Annotated in this window: 14 protein-coding genes, 1 tRNA gene and 1 pseudogene; 8 read left to right on the top strand and 8 right to left on the bottom strand. The window is 51.8% G+C overall.

Annotated features, from left to right (window positions below; translation table 11 throughout):
• Positions 1–24: 24 nt before the first annotated feature.
• Entirely contained in the window at positions 25–939 is a 915-nt protein-coding gene (yafC, locus tag CKO_RS12690) for a DNA-binding transcriptional regulator YafC (protein ID WP_012133790.1), read from the bottom strand.
• Between the two features lie 299 nt (positions 940–1,238).
• Here yafC and CKO_RS12685 point away from each other — a divergent pair, with 299 nt between their 5' ends.
• Positions 1,239–2,039, top strand: coding sequence for an endonuclease/exonuclease/phosphatase family protein (locus CKO_RS12685; protein ID WP_024130650.1), 801 nt, complete (start codon positions 1,239–1,241; stop codon positions 2,037–2,039).
• Between the two features lie 76 nt (positions 2,040–2,115).
• A complete protein-coding gene (locus tag CKO_RS12680) occupies positions 2,116–2,886 on the top strand; it encodes a class I SAM-dependent methyltransferase (protein WP_012133788.1) in 771 nt (256 codons plus the stop codon).
• A gap of 48 nt (positions 2,887–2,934) precedes the next feature.
• Here CKO_RS12680 and mltD read toward each other — a convergent pair whose 3' ends face one another.
• Both mltD and gloB read right to left on the bottom strand, forming a co-directional pair.
• Positions 2,935–4,302 (bottom strand): murein transglycosylase D, encoded by a 1,368-nt coding sequence (gene mltD, locus CKO_RS12675; protein ID WP_012133787.1) that lies wholly within the window; start codon positions 4,300–4,302, stop codon positions 2,935–2,937.
• Between the two features lie 71 nt (positions 4,303–4,373).
• A complete protein-coding gene (gloB, locus tag CKO_RS12670) occupies positions 4,374–5,129 on the bottom strand; it encodes a hydroxyacylglutathione hydrolase (RefSeq protein ID WP_012133786.1) in 756 nt (251 codons plus the stop codon).
• A gap of 33 nt (positions 5,130–5,162) precedes the next feature.
• On the opposite strand from gloB, the gene CKO_RS12665 reads away from it, so the two are divergent.
• Positions 5,163–5,885: a class I SAM-dependent methyltransferase gene (locus CKO_RS12665; protein WP_012133785.1), complete on the top strand. Its 723-nt coding sequence runs from the start codon at positions 5,163–5,165 to the stop codon at positions 5,883–5,885.
• Here CKO_RS12665 and rnhA read toward each other — a convergent pair.
• Positions 5,882–6,349: a ribonuclease HI gene (rnhA, locus tag CKO_RS12660; protein ID WP_012133784.1), complete on the bottom strand. Its 468-nt coding sequence runs from the start codon at positions 6,347–6,349 to the stop codon at positions 5,882–5,884. The two genes, CKO_RS12665 and rnhA, sit on opposite strands and share 4 nt — an antisense overlap.
• A 64-nt stretch (positions 6,350–6,413) precedes the next feature.
• On the opposite strand from rnhA, the gene dnaQ reads away from it, so the two are divergent.
• Complete coding sequence (gene dnaQ, locus CKO_RS12655) at positions 6,414–7,145, top strand: DNA polymerase III subunit epsilon (RefSeq protein WP_024130648.1); 732 nt, start codon at positions 6,414–6,416, stop codon at positions 7,143–7,145.
• A 133-nt stretch (positions 7,146–7,278) separates the two neighbouring features.
• Positions 7,279–7,355, top strand: a tRNA-Asp gene (locus CKO_RS12650).
• Positions 7,356–7,470: 115 nt separating this feature from the next.
• Here the strand turns inward: CKO_RS12650 and CKO_RS12645 are convergent.
• Together CKO_RS12645 and fadE are read right to left on the bottom strand one after the other, a co-directional pair.
• Positions 7,471–8,241 carry an amidohydrolase gene (locus CKO_RS12645; RefSeq protein ID WP_024130647.1) on the bottom strand — a complete coding sequence of 257 codons (771 nt, stop codon included), beginning with the start codon at positions 8,239–8,241 and terminating at the stop codon, positions 7,471–7,473.
• Positions 8,242–8,348: 107 nt separating this feature from the next.
• Positions 8,349–10,796, bottom strand: coding sequence for an acyl-CoA dehydrogenase FadE (gene fadE, locus CKO_RS12640; RefSeq protein ID WP_012133781.1), 2,448 nt, complete (start codon positions 10,794–10,796; stop codon positions 8,349–8,351).
• A gap of 238 nt (positions 10,797–11,034) precedes the next feature.
• Here fadE and lpcA point away from each other — a divergent pair, with 238 nt between their 5' ends.
• On the top strand, positions 11,035–11,613 hold the full coding sequence (gene lpcA, locus CKO_RS12635) for a D-sedoheptulose 7-phosphate isomerase (RefSeq protein WP_024130646.1): 579 nt from the start codon (positions 11,035–11,037) through the stop codon (positions 11,611–11,613).
• A gap of 130 nt (positions 11,614–11,743) precedes the next feature.
• Positions 11,744–12,511, top strand: coding sequence for a class II glutamine amidotransferase (locus CKO_RS12630; RefSeq protein WP_012133779.1), 768 nt, complete (start codon positions 11,744–11,746; stop codon positions 12,509–12,511).
• On the opposite strand, the gene dpaA is transcribed toward CKO_RS12630, so the two are convergent.
• Positions 12,482–13,222: a peptidoglycan meso-diaminopimelic acid protein amidase gene (dpaA, locus tag CKO_RS12625; RefSeq protein WP_012133778.1), complete on the bottom strand. Its 741-nt coding sequence runs from the start codon at positions 13,220–13,222 to the stop codon at positions 12,482–12,484. The two genes, CKO_RS12630 and dpaA, sit on opposite strands and share 30 nt — an antisense overlap.
• A 271-nt stretch (positions 13,223–13,493) precedes the next feature.
• Between dpaA and dinB the strand changes: the two genes are divergently transcribed.
• On the top strand, positions 13,494–14,549 hold the full coding sequence (gene dinB / locus CKO_RS12620; protein ID WP_012133777.1) for a DNA polymerase IV: 1,056 nt from the start codon (positions 13,494–13,496) through the stop codon (positions 14,547–14,549).
• On the opposite strand, the pseudogene CKO_RS23805 reads toward dinB, so the two are convergent.
• Positions 14,505–14,654 (bottom strand): annotated as a pseudogene (locus tag CKO_RS23805) (hypothetical protein); the annotation flags it as partial. The gene dinB and the pseudogene CKO_RS23805 sit on opposite strands and share 45 nt — an antisense overlap.
• Positions 14,655–14,656: the final 2 nt, after the last annotated feature.

Raw genomic sequence — 14,656 nt, 5'->3', positions numbered from 1 at the left:
TCGGCTAACATTCTCTCTGTATCCTTAACCCTCTTTTACAGCTCCTTCGGGGGCTGTTTTTACATGATCGCTGAGAAAATCGATAAATGCCCGAATGCGGGTACTGACCGCACGATCGCTGTAATAAACGGCACTGAAAGGCATCTCTACCGGTAGGCGCTTATCGGCCATCAGCTCCACAAGCTCTCCCCGCGCGATTTCTTTATCAATCATATAGTCAGACAGGCAGGCGATCCCGTTACCACTCAGACAAAGCTGCTTGAGCGTCTCACCGCTATTTGACGACAGACCGCTGCTGATTTCATGGAGTTGTCCGTCGCTGCATGCTACAGGCCATGTATTGAGCGAAGCCGGTTCAGTGAATCCGAGACATAGATGCTGTTTTAACTCTTCAATGGTTTCGGGTTTGCCAAAGCGGGCAATATAATCCGGCGACGCGATAATCTTTCGATAACTGGTAAAGAGCGGGCGGGCGCGCAGGCTTGAATCGGTCAGCGTCCCGGCACGTATGGCGACATCGACCTTTCGTTCAATCAGATTGATGAATGTTTCTGAGGAAACCAGTGATAGCGTCATTTCTGGATAACGCTCGCGAAAAGGCTTAACCAGCGGCATCAGAAAGTGCAGTATCACCGGCGTGGCGGCGTCGATACGCAACAGACCGCGTGGAGTGCTTCGCGTTTCCATCACCTCCGTTTCAGCGGCGGCCATGTCTTGTAGTATTGACTGCACGCGACGAAAATAACGTTCGCCTTCTTCCGTCAGACTCAACTGGCGTGTTGTGCGATTAAGCAGACTCACGCCCAGTTTCATTTCCAGCTTTTTGACCGCCCGGCTGACCGCAGAATTCGCCTGTCCAAGTTGCTCCGCAGCGCGGCTAAAGCTACCGCTTTCGACTACGGCAACAAATATCACGAGTTCTTCTGAAGTGGCTTTCATTTTTGCACCTGAAGCAAAATTACATTGATATTTTGGCTATTTTTTCATTAAAACATCCTGGGCTGTTGGTTTCAATCTGCGCGTGAGGTGTGGTGGCCGGAGCGCCTGTTCTGACGGCGTTAACCTGTGATCGGTTGGATAGGCCAGTTCGCGCTGTTCCTGGTTAAATTTACGGAGGTAAGCGCTTGCTTACAAAACAATATGTAACTGCTCGTTGAAAGTGTGAGCTAAAATCCCTATAACAGAATAACCAGTCCGTGCCCGGGCTGGTTGACGTTACAGAGGTTTTAAAGTCAAACGTGCGAAAAAATACTTATGCCATGCGCTATATTGCCGGACAACCCGCCGAGCGGATTTTACCGCCTGGGTCGTTTGCGAGTATTGGCCAGGCATTACCCGCCGGAGTGCCGTTAAGCAGTGAAGACCGCATTCGGATTCTGGTGTGGAATATCTTTAAACAGCAGCGGGCCGAATGGTTATCGGTGCTGAAAAACTTTGGCAAAGATGCGCACCTGGTTTTATTACAGGAAGCGCAAACCACGCCCGAATTGGTGCAGTTTGCGACCGCTAACTATCTTGCAGCCGATCAGGTTCCCGCTTTTGTGTTACCTCAGCATCCTTCGGGTGTTATGACGCTTTCTGCTGCTCATCCCGTCTACTGCTGCCCGCTGCGCGAACGTGAGCCCATCTTACGTCTGGCGAAGTCAGCGCTGGTGACCGTTTATCCTTTGCCTGATACGCGATTGTTGATGGTGGTAAACATTCACGCCGTTAACTTCAGTCTTGGGGTGGATGTGTATAGTAAGCAGTTACTTCCTATTGGCGATCAAATTGCGCATCACAGCGGCCCGGTGATTATGGCCGGTGATTTTAATGCCTGGAGCCGACCACGAATGAACGCGTTGTATCGCTTTGCGCGCGAGATGTCCCTGCGCCAGGTGCGTTTTACTGACGATCAGCGCCGACGGGCGTTTGGCCGTCCTCTTGATTTTGTGTTTTATCGAGGTTTGAACGTTAGCGAGGCTTCCGTACTGGTCACGCGCGCCTCCGATCATAACCCGCTACTCGTTGAATTCAGTCCCGGCAAACCTGAACAATAAGGTGTGTCAGGTCTGCCGTGGGGCAGGCCTGAAGTGGTGCTGCCCTTTATTTTGCAAACAACCAAAGGACAACACGATGACAACACACTCCCACCATGACAACGTCGAAAAGCAGTTTGGCTCTCAGGCAAATGCCTATTTAACCAGTACCGTTCATGCTTCTGGTCGTGACTTACAGCGACTGGCGGAACGGCTGTCCTCTTTTCCACATGCCAGCGTACTGGATATGGGATGTGGCGCCGGGCACGCCAGTTTTATTGCTGCGCAGAACGTAAAGCAGGTGGTGGCTTACGATTTGTCTTCGCAGATGCTTGAGGTCGTCGTACAGGCGGCGAAAGAGAAAGGTTTAGAAAATATCGCGACCCGACAGGGGTATGCTGAAAATCTGCCGTTTGAGGATCACGCCTTTGATGTTGTGATTAGCCGCTATTCTGCACATCACTGGCATGATGTTGGGCTGGCACTGCGTGAAGTCAACCGGGTTCTGAAAGCGGGTGGCGTGTTGATTATGATGGATGTGATGTCGCCTGGGCATCCGGTGCGCGATATCTGGTTACAGGCTGTAGAAGCGTTACGCGACACTTCTCATGTACGTAACTACTCCAGCGGTGAGTGGCTGTCTCTGGTTAATGATGCGAATATGATTGTCGATACGTTGTTAACGGACCGCTTACCGCTGGAGTTCAGTTCATGGGTAGCGAGAATGCGTACGCCTGCGGCGCTGGTTGAGGCTATTCGTTTGTATCAGGAGAGCGCATCCGCGGAGGTAAAAGCGTATTTCGCTTTGCAGGAGGACGGTTCGTTTACCAGCGATACGATTATGGTTGAGGCGCATAAAGCGGCATAAATAAAAAAGGCACTGGGGGGAAACCAGTGCCTTTTCTGAGTCATGCTATCAGGAGTCAGGTGTGCTGCTGTTCTTCACAAACAACGTTAGCTGATCGCCTGGTTGCAGATTTGCTGTATCGCTGTTCCAGCGCATCACATCTTTGATGTTCACCCCGTGACGTTTGGCGATGCTTGAAAGCGAATCACCTTTCCGCACACGATAGGTAATGCTATCGCTGTTGTTGGCCAGACGCTGTGCGCTACTGCCTGCGCCAATCGTCAGACTTTGGCCCACTTTCAGGTTAGATCCGCGCAGGCTATTCCACTGCTGCAAATCTTTCGTGCTCACGCCAAGGCGTGCCGCGATGCCGGAAAGCGTATCGCCAGAGCGAACTTTGTAGCTACGGCTGTTCAGCGGCATATTGTCTGCGACCAGCGTAGACTGTACGGCAGCAATTTCGCCTGAAGCCAGAGACTCACGCAGTTGTTCTGCATGCTTCTTTGGCACCATCACGTACTGTGGGCCGCTAACGCCTAGCGTAGAGCCTTTCACGCCAGCATTAAACGCCTTCAGCTTGGTGACGGACATGCCCGCCATATCTGCAACCTGTGCCATCTCAACCGGGCTGCTCAAACGAACGCGCGCCAGCGCACGACTTTCGTCTGTGGTTGGCAGACGCACGCCATAGCGTTTGCTGTTTTTGAGAATATCACTCAATGCCAGCATTTTTGGCACGTACAGCTTCGTTTCCTGAGGTAACGAAAGCGACCAGAAGTCGGTGGCTTTGCCACGCGCCTTATTCGCTTTGATTGCCTTCATCACGCGACCTTCGCCGCTATTATAAGCTGCAACGGTCAACAGCCAGTCGCCATCAAACATCTTATTCAGACGCTGCATCATATCTAACGCGGCCGTTGTGGAAGCCACAACGTCACGACGCGCATCATAATTGCGGGTCTGTTTCAAACCATAATTGCGCCCTGTGCTCGGAATGATCTGCCAGATGCCTGCGGCATTGGCGCCAGACGTTGCGTGTGGGTCAAAAGCGCTCTCCACTATGGGTAGTAGTACCAGTTCCATCGGCATGTTACGTTTCTTAACCTGCCCGGCTATCCAGTACATATACGGCTCTGCCCGTAAAGTTACATCGTGGAGATAGCTCTTATTGCGTAAATACTTCTGTTTCTGTTCGCGTATCCGGTTGTTCTCCGGAATTCCCATCTTTAGCTCGTCGCCAATGAAAGCCCACAAGTCTTGATCTGGCGCGAGAGACGTCCCATCGTCCATCCATCGTGCCTGACTCGTAAACTTTCCTGCTTCCCCTTGACCAGCTGCAGAAAGGCTCTGTGCGTGCTGTTGGACGTTGCCAGTGTTCTGAGACGACTGGCACCCCACAAGCAGGACAGAGGCGAGTAATATCGCTTTTGCCTTCATGTGTGTGTCAATAGTTGCTTAAAAGACGACCGATCATAACGGCGAAGTTCGCCAATGACAAGTAGGAATTGTCAGAAGCTGTCTTTCTTTGACCTTAACCAGGCAAAACGCTCTTCAGGTTGTTGCAACTTTGTTTCTTTGTTTATTTCATTAATTAAATCAGGATCTTCCGTTCTCAAAAAAATATTATTTTTCCGCTCATTTTTCAGAATTACGGGGAGTGTAATTTGGTTTTTTGCGCGTAACTCATTAACTTTACGATAATATTCATTTATGAACGAATCGTGCGGTAGGATGCTCAATGCAAACTTCATGTTTGCTAAAGTATACTCATGTGCGCAACAAATCAGTGTATCGTCAGGAAGGGCGCTGATTTTTTTAAGTGATTGATACATCTGTGATGCTGTACCTTCAAACAGGCGTCCACAACCTCCAGAGAAAAGGGTGTCGCCGCAGAAAAGGTAAGGATGGCTAAAGTAACAGATATGTCCTAAAGTGTGACCTGGTGTGGCAAATATACTAAATTCATGCCCTAAAACGAGGGCGCTATCGCCATCTTTGACTACGCGCGTGGTTCCCTTATCTTGTGTTTCTGCCGGTCCGTAAACCACTACGTGCGGAAAATGTTGAAGAAGTTCTTTCACGCCGCCAACATGGTCGTGGTGATGGTGAGTGAGGAAAATCGCTTCCGGCTGCCAGTTCTTCTCTTTGATGGCATTTAGCACGGGAGCCGCTTCGCCAGGATCAACGATCAGGCAACGTCCTTCATTATTACTCAGAACCCAGATGTAATTGTCCTGAAATGCGGGAATACTGTTAAGATTCATAAATTACCTCTTAGTGCGTAGCGGAAGGTTGTGATGAAACCGGCAAGGATCCCTCAAACAGTCATAGCTCCCCATCGCTGGGGCGATTTGCCCTGGGGTGAATACTATCGTGAGGCGCTGGAGCATCAGCTTAACCCGTGGTTCGCCAAAATGTATGGTTTTCATTTGCTTAAAATTGGTAATTTAAGCGCAGAAATCAACTCTGAAGCGTGCGCCGTTTCTCATCAAGTCAATATTTCCCTGCAAGGCGCGCCCGTCCAGGTTCAGGCCGATCCCTTACATCTTCCCTTTGCCGATAAGTCTGTTGATGTTTGTCTGTTGGCGCATACGCTACCGTGGTGCGTCGACCCACATCGGTTACTGCGTGAAGCCGACCGGGTGTTAATTGATGATGGCTGGCTGGTTTTGAGTGGTTTTAACCCGATTAGCCTGATGGGCCTGCGTAAGCTGGTGCCCGTCTTGCGTAAATCTTCACCTTATAACAGCCGGATGTTTACGCTGATGCGCCAACTGGACTGGCTCTCATTATTGAATTTTGAAGTGCTGCACTACAGCCGTTTTCATGTTTTACCCTGGTCAAAGCAAGGTGGAAAGCTGCTGAGCACGCATATTCCGGCGTTGGGCTGCCTGCAACTGATTGTGGCGCGTAAGCGAACCATTCCGCTTACGCTTAACCCGATGAAACAAAATAAAAGCAAAGCGCGGATTCGCCAGGCCGTGGGCGCGACCCGGCAATACCGTAAGCCAGACGCTTAAGCCTCTGCCTGATAGCCAACGTCTTCCTGCGTAGGATTCATCGCTGCCGCACGCGCCAGCTCATCGCAACGTTCGTTTTCAGGATGGCCGGCATGGCCTTTTACCCATTCCCATTTGATTTGATGTTGGCCCAGCGCGGCATCAAGGCGCTTCCAGAGATCGACATTCTTTACCGGCTTTTTCTCTGCTGTTTTCCAGCCGCGCTTTTTCCAGTTGTGGATCCATTGCGTAATTCCCTGGCGGACATACTGGCTGTCCGTGCTTAATGTGACTTCACAATGTTCTTTTAACGCTTCCAGCGCGACGATGGCCGCCATAAGCTCCATGCGATTGTTAGTTGTGAGGCTATATCCTTCACTAAAGGTTTTTTCATGGCCGCGATAGCGTAAAATAGCGCCATAACCACCTGGACCTGGATTTCCCAGGCAAGAGCCATCGGTGAAAATTTCTACCTGTTTAAGCATCTCTGGTAGACTTCCTGTAATTGAAATCGATCGTAAAACGACAAGTCTGACATAAATGACCGCTATGAGCACTGCAATTACACGACAGATCGTCCTCGATACCGAAACCACCGGTATGAACCAGATTGGCGCCCACTACGAAGGCCATAAGATCATTGAGATCGGTGCCGTCGAGGTCGTGAACCGCCGCCTTACCGGCAATAACTTCCACGTCTATCTAAAACCGGACCGACTGGTGGACCCGGAAGCGTTCGGCGTACACGGTATTGCAGATGAATTTCTGCTTGATAAACCCGTTTTTGCCGATGTGGTTGACGACTTCCTGGAGTATATCCGTGGCGCGGAACTGGTGATCCATAACGCATCGTTTGATATCGGCTTTATGGATTATGAGTTCGCCAAGCTCAGTCGTGGTATTCCGAAAACAAGCGAGTTCTGCAAAATCACCGATAGCCTGGCGCTGGCGAGGAGGATGTTCCCCGGCAAGCGTAACAGCCTTGATGCGCTTTGTTCACGCTATGAGATAGATAACAGCAAACGTACGCTGCACGGCGCATTGCTTGATGCCCAGATTCTGGCCGATGTCTATCTGGCGATGACCGGCGGGCAAACGTCGATGGCCTTCTCAATGGAAGGGGAAACGCAGCAACAGCAGGGTGAAGCGACAATCCAGCGTATTGTCCGCCAGGCCAGCAAGTTACGCGTTGTTTTAGCGACTGATGAAGAGCTGATGGCGCATGAGTCGCGTCTCGACCTGGTGCAGAAGAAAGGCGGAAGTTGCCTCTGGCGAGCGTAATTCGGGGTTTTACGACGTAAAAATAGCCGTCCGGGTGATTTTTACAGCAAACGATTCAAAACGTGAGAAAAACCGTTGACGAGGTGCGAGGCAATCCGTAATATGCGCTTCGTTCCCAAGAGGAACACAACGCGGAGCGGTAGTTCAGTTGGTTAGAATACCTGCCTGTCACGCAGGGGGTCGCGGGTTCGAGTCCCGTCCGTTCCGCCACTATTCAGAAAGCCTGAATCAGAAATGATTCAGGCTTTCGTCGTTTTAGCCTTCAACAAAAATTATCCTTCTCTGTAGAAATGCCAGAATCGTTGCAGAGAAGGATGAACAATCATCAGCGTAACGTGAACGGGTCGGCGTCCTGCCATGCCGGAAATTTCTCGCGGTATTCCCGTAACGCCGTGAGTGACAGATCTGCATCAATACGTGTCGCCTGATGTGGCTCGGCGGTGGCGATAATCTCTCCTTGCGGGTTAATCACCCGGCTGTCCCCACGGTAATGGTGCCCGTTGCCGTCAGTGCCAACACGGTTGCAGCCTGCTACATAGGCCTGGTTTTCAATCGCGCGTGCGGTGAGCAGCGCCTGCCAGTGTAGCGAACGTGGAGCAGGCCAGTTCGCTACATACAGCGCCAGGTCATAATCATTAAGATTGCGGGACCATACCGGAAAACGCAGGTCATAACACACTAACGGCAGAATACGCCAGCCGCGCCATTCAACGACAACACGTTTATCGCCCGCCTGGTAATGATGATGTTCATCCGCCATGCGGAACAGATGGCGTTTATCATAGCAATGAACGTTGCCGTCAGGTTCAACCAGTAAAAAGCGGTTTACCGGGCCACGTTCGGTTTGCAACGCAGCGCTGCCCGCAATCAGGGCATCAGTCTGTTGTGCTTTGGCCAGCATCCAGTCGATCGCATCTTCTTGCGGGAGTGACTGAAGTGCGGCTTCCATCGCAAAACCGGTGGTAAACATTTCAGGTAAAACAATGACGTCACGTCCGGTGATGGTTTCCAGCAGTCTGTCAAAATGACGTAAATTGGCCGGACCGTCCATCCAGACCAGCGGTTGTTGCAACAGAGTAATTTTCAAACCAGGCACGATCGGGGCTCCTCGTTGAACAGCATTTTTACACTGTAGCATGAGCATCAACGAAAATGTGGCAATAAAAAGCCCCGCAGAAGCGGGGCTTTCAGGGGAGGTGAGGATTAAGCGGCTTCTACTTTACGCACTTGCTTCTCTAGCAACTTTACCGGCTGAGTCGCCAGCGCGTCGGCATCAAAATCATCAACGTTAATGCTGCGCAGACGGCTTTCTTCCGCTTTCACCAGAATGGCGGCTTCATCGTTATCAATCAGCCCTTTTGCCAGCGCGTTATGCGCCAGTTCATCCAGACGGGTAAACGGCAGATTTTTACCCAGCTCTTTGCAGATCCGCTGGTGGATAGGATCTGCCGCTATTACGTCCAGCAGCGCTTCTTCCAGCAAGCCGACCGGGTTATGCTCGCTCGGCGTCAGGTATTGACCGCGACCGATACGTGAACGGGTTGCGCTCGGTACTTGTAGAATCTGCGCGACCTTATGATCCAGCTTGTCGGAAGGGGCAAGGTAGTGACGACCGGTTGGGAAGATCACCACGTTCAGCAGACCCGCAACAAAACGGTTCGGGAAGTTTTGCAGCAGTTCATCCATCGCTTGCTCCGCCTGATACAACGCATCCTGTACGCCCCAGTGCACCAGCGGCAGATCGGCTTCGTTACGGCCTTCATCGTCATAGCGTTTCAGCACGGCGGAGGCCAGATACAGCTGGCTTAAAATATCGCCCAGGCGTGCGGAGATACGTTCACGACGTTTCAGGCTACCGCCCAACACCGCCATTGAGACATCAGACAGCAGGGCCAGGTTGGCGCTCAGTCGGTTAAGGTGCTGGTAATAACGTTTCGTTGCGTCGCTGGTCGGGGTGTAGCTGGTCAGGCCGCGGGTCAGACCGAGCCAGAAGCTGCGTACTTTGTTGCTACCGACATGGCCGATATGTTTAAACAGCAGATTGTCGAACGCATTCACATCGTTGCTTTGCGCGGCGGCCATTTCTTCCAGAACATACGGATGACAGCGAATCGCCCCCTGACCGAAGATCATCATGCTGCGGGTCAGGATATTCGCACCTTCAACGGTGATGGCGATAGGCGCCCCCTGGTAAGAACGCGCCAGGAAGTTGCTTTCGCCGAGCATAATGCCTTTACCACCGGTAATGTCCATTGCGTCGATGATGGACTGCTGGCCGCGATGGGTACAGTGGTACTTGACGATAGCTGACAGCACCGCCGGTTTTTCACCCAGCATAATGCCGTAGGTAATCAGCGACGCTGCGGCGTCCATTACGTAGGCGTTACCGGCAATGCGCGCCAGCGCCTCTTCAATACCTTCCATCTTGCCGATAGAGATTTTGAACTGGCGACGAATATGGGCATATGCCCCGGTTGCCAGCGCGACGGATTTAACCCCGCCGGTCGAGTTGGATGGCAGCGTGATACCACGGCCTACCGACAGGCATTCCACCAGCATACGCCAGCCCTGTCCTGCCATCTTCGGCCCGCCAATGATGTAGTCGATCGGCACAAAGATATCTTTGCCGTGCGTAGGCCCGTTCTGGAATGGTACGTTCAGCGGAAAGTGACGGCGACCAATTTCGACGCCAGGCGTTGAGGTCGGGATCAGCGCACAGGTGATACCCAATTCTTCTTCACCACCCAGCAGTTTTTCCGGGTCAGAGAGTTTAAAGGCCAGGCCCAGCACGGTCGCGATAGGGGCCAGCGTAATGTAACGTTTGTTCCAGGTCAGGCGCATACCCAGTACCTGCTGGCCCTGCCATTCGCCCATGCAGACGACGCCGGTATCAGGAATTGCGCCCGCATCGGAGCCCGCTTCCGGGCTGGTCAGCGCGAAGCAAGGGATCTCCTGACCACGCGCCAGACGCGGCAGGTAATGGTTTTTCTGCTCTTCAGTACCGTAGTGTTGCAGCAGTTCGCCTGGGCCTAATGAGTTAGGCACGCCCACGGTAATCGCCAGAATCCCGGAAACGCCAGAGAGTTTTTGCAGCACGCGAGACTGCGCATACGCCGAAAACTCCAGGCCGCCATACTCTTTCTTGATGATCATCGCGAAGAAGCGATGCTCTTTCAGGTAGTCCCACAACTCCGGCGGCAGATCGGCTAATTCGTGCGTGATCTGGAAATCATTCGCCATACGGCAGGCTTCTTCTACCGGGCCATCCAGGAACGCCTGTTCTTCAGCAGTCAGATGCGGTTGCGGATAGTTGTGCAATTTTTTCCAGTCAGGTTTGCCCTGGAAGAGATCGCCTTCCCACCATGTTGTACCGGCATCAATGGCCTCTTTCTCCGTGCGCGACATCGGCGGCATCACTTTACGGAAGCTACGAAACGCTGGTGCAGAGATCATCGACTTACGCATCGGCGTAACGTTAAACGGTACGAGGATAATGGCCAGAGGAACCAGCACCCAGATAGACCACAGGCCAGCAACGCCCAGCGCGGCTGTCCATGCGAGTAAAATCAGGCTGCTGAGGAATAAGCTCACGCGGTGATAAAACAGCGCGCCGAGCAGAACAACCGTTGCGAGAATACTCAAAATCATCATAACGAAAAGCTCCCTTGCTTGTAGGAGGTCTGACCACTTGTGATGATATGGTTGTAGTGGATGTCATTTCTTTTAGCAATGTGTTTACAAAATAATTACAACGAAGCTCACATTGTTGCCGTTTTCACCGGCACAAAAAATCAAAAGCCAGCGGCATTCCTGTGGCTTGTGCTTCTCGCTTTCTGCGCTATCCGGTACACTGCATCTGTCAATTACATTCATGCTGAAGGATATCCTCATGTACCAGGATCTTATTCGTAACGAACTGAACGAAGCGGCGGAAACGCTGGCCAATTTTTTAAAAGATGAAGCCAATATTCACGCTATTCAGCGCGCGGCGGTCCTGCTGGCAGACAGTTTTAAAGCGGGTGGCAAGGTACTTTCCTGCGGTAACGGCGGCTCTCATTGCGACGCGATGCATTTTGCCGAAGAGCTGACCGGTCGCTACCGCGAAAACCGTCCAGGCTACCCGGCGATCGCTATTTCTGACGTCAGCCATATCTCCTGTGTCAGTAATGATTTTGGTTACGACTATGTTTTCTCCCGCTACGTTGAAGCGGTTGGCCGTGAAGGGGATGTGCTGTTAGGGATCTCAACTTCGGGCAACTCTGGTAACGTGATTAAAGCGATTGCCGCAGCACGCGAGAAGGGAATGAAAGTCATCACCCTGACCGGGAAAGACGGCGGTAAAATGGCAGGGACGGCGGATATTGAAATTCGCGTGCCGCATTTCGGTTATGCTGATCGTATTCAGGAAATCCATATCAAAGTGATTCATATCCTGATCCAATTGATCGAAAAAGAGATGGTTAAGTAAGCGGATAATTCTTTACTGTGTTTTTGCCGGATGACGACGTTAAAGCGTCTTATCCGGCCTACATTTGATTTGTCCAGGCCTGATAAGCGCAGCGCCATCAGGCGGTTCAGCGTTTTAAGGTAGGTGATGTATGTGCGAACTGCTCGGGATGAGCGCCAATGTGCCAACCGATATTTGCTTTAGTTTCACCGGGCTGGTTCAGCGTGGTGGAGGAACCGGGCCGCACAAAGACGGCTGGGGCATTACGTTTTATGAAGGTAAAGGGTGTCGCACGTTTAAAGATCCGCAACCCAGTTTTAATTCGCCCATCGCCAGACTGGTGCAAGACTATCCCATCAAATCCTGTTCCGTCGTTGCCCATATTCGCCAGGCGAATCGTGGGGAAGTGGCGCTGGAAAATACGCATCCGTTTACCCGTGAGCTTTGGGGGCGTAACTGGACGTATGCGCATAACGGGCAGCTCAACGGCTACAAATCGCTTGAAACCGGTAATTTTCGCCCGGTTGGTGAGACGGACAGCGAAAAAGCGTTCTGCTGGCTGCTGCATAAGCTGACGCAGCGTTATCCGCGCACGCCGGGCAATATGATGGCGGTATTTAAATATATTGCGACGCTGGCAGAAGAACTCCGTAAGAAAGGCGTCTTCAACATGCTGCTGTCAGACGGGCGCTATGTCATGGCCTATTGCTCGACCAATTTATTCTGGATCACCCGCCGCGCGCCGTTTGGCGTTGCCACGCTGTTGGACCAGGATGTGGAAATCGACTTCAGTTCACAAACCACACCGAATGATGTGGTTACCGTGATTGCAACGCAGCCGCTGACGGGAAATGAAACCTGGCAAAAGATTATGCCAGGCGAATGGCGATTATTTTGTCTCGGGGAGCGTATAGTTTGACGCCAGCTGTGGCTGAACCACTTCATGGCTCAACGGTTTGCTGACCACGTAACGGCCATCAACAACGGAAACTGTTGGTGGCTTACGGGTTTGCTCAAAGTAGTCGTAGCCCGGTTTTAGCTGCGTCCAGAAATCTTTGTAATACGAATACTTATGGCGCTGCATATTTGCATCGGTCATGCGGAAGGGATAGATGCTCACCTGTACGCTGGATTGCCCGAATACCAGGGCGCCGGTTACAAACTGGAAAATCTCATCAATGCCGCTGTCGGTCATGGCATAGCAACCGACGGAAACGCAGGCGCCGTGGATCATCAGATACTTACCTTCATAACCGTGTGCGCGGTCATAGGCGTTCGGAAAACCGATATTAATGGCCTTATAGAAACGGCTATCCGGTTTGAGCTGATTACGCTGGACGCTGTAAAAACCTTCCGGGCTTTTAAAGTCACCCTGGCGCTGTTTGGGGCCTAATCCACCGGAATAGTTGCAAATTTTGTAGCTGTCGAGCAATTGATATTGCTCACCCATCTTGACGTACAGATCGAGCGTACGCTCTTCTTTAAAGATCTGAATATAGACAGGCGACCCCATCAACTGCTGCTTATATTCTTTGCTGACTGGCGTGGTTGGGCTGCTACTGCTTAGCAAACCGGCAAATGAGACGCACGGGATCAGAAGCATCGCAAGAAAAAATGCGATTTTACGCATACTGCTTATTCCTTGATAAAACGGTTACACACGCCAGAACGGCAAACAGAGTCCCCAAATCAGACTAATCCGTATTTGGTGCGCTCACATTATCACCACGGCAGTTTTTCGCAAGCCCCAGGCGATGCGTTTACAATTTAGTTTCTCTTTATACTGAAATTTAGCCGTCAAGGCAGTCAGAACCCGGCGCATTCTGCCGCGGCTTAATTTCCACTCGCTTCTCACAATACAAAATATACTGTATACTTAAACAGTATTGCAGAGGTGAGCCATGCGCAAAATCATACATGTTGATATGGACTGTTTTTACGCGGCGGTTGAAATGCGCGATAACCCGGCCCTGCGTGATATTCCCATTGCTATCGGCGGCAGCCGCGAGCGCAGGGGCGTTATCAGTACGGCAAATTATCCCGCCCGCAAATTTGGCGTGCGCAGCGCGATGCCGACCGGTATGGCGCTTAAGCTTTGCCCGCACCTCACGCTATTGCCGGGGCGGTTTGAGGCGTATAAAGAAGCGTCGCAGCATATCCGTGAAATCTTCTCTCGTTATACCTCGCGTATAGAGCCGCTTTCGCTGGATGAAGCCTATCTGGACGTCACCGACAGCACTTATTGCCACGGCTCCGCCACGCTTATCGCTCAGGAAATCCGTCAGACGATTTTTAACGAACTCCAGCTCACCGCATCAGCAGGTATTGCTCCGGTTAAGTTTCTGGCAAAAATTGCTTCTGATCTTAATAAACCGAATGGGCAATATGTGATTACCCCCGCCGATGTTCCTGAGTTTCTCAAAACCTTACCGCTGGGGAAAATTCCGGGAGTGGGTAAAGTGTCTGCGGCCAGGCTGGAAACGATGGGGCTGCGTACCTGTGAAGACGTGCAAAAGTACGATCTGGCGATGTTACTCAAGCGCTTTGGTAAGTTTGGCCGCGTGTTATGGGAGCGTAGCCAGGGGATTGATGAGCGGGATGTGAACAATGAAAGACTGCGTAAATCGATAGGCGTTGAACGTACGCTGGCGGAGGATATTCACGAATGGGCGGAATGCGAGGCGATCATTGAGCGGTTATATCCAGAGCTGGAAAGGCGGCTGGCAAAAGTGAAGCCTGACCTGCTCATTGCCCGTCAGGGGGTTAAATTAAAATTTAACGATTTCCAACTGACCACTCAGGAGCACGTCTGGCCGCGTTTAAGCAAGGACGATTTAATCACGACGGCGCGTAAAACCTGGAATGAGCGGCGGGGAGGGCGGGGCGTGCGGCTGGTAGGGTTACACGTTACACTACTTGACCCGCAACTGGAAAGACAGCTTCTGCTGGGGCTGTGACTTTGATGTATTGCCGGATGGCGGAGTAAATGCCTTATCCGGCCTACAAATCAGCGTGTAGGCCGGGTTAGTTGTAGGCCGGATAAGCGCAGCGCCATCCGGCATTT

Source organism: Citrobacter koseri ATCC BAA-895 (assembly GCF_000018045.1).
GTDB classification, from domain to species: Bacteria; Pseudomonadota; Gammaproteobacteria; order Enterobacterales; family Enterobacteriaceae; genus Citrobacter_B; species Citrobacter_B koseri.
The sequence above is the reverse complement of the archived record's forward strand: the minus strand, read 5'-3'. Positions and strand labels throughout refer to the sequence as shown.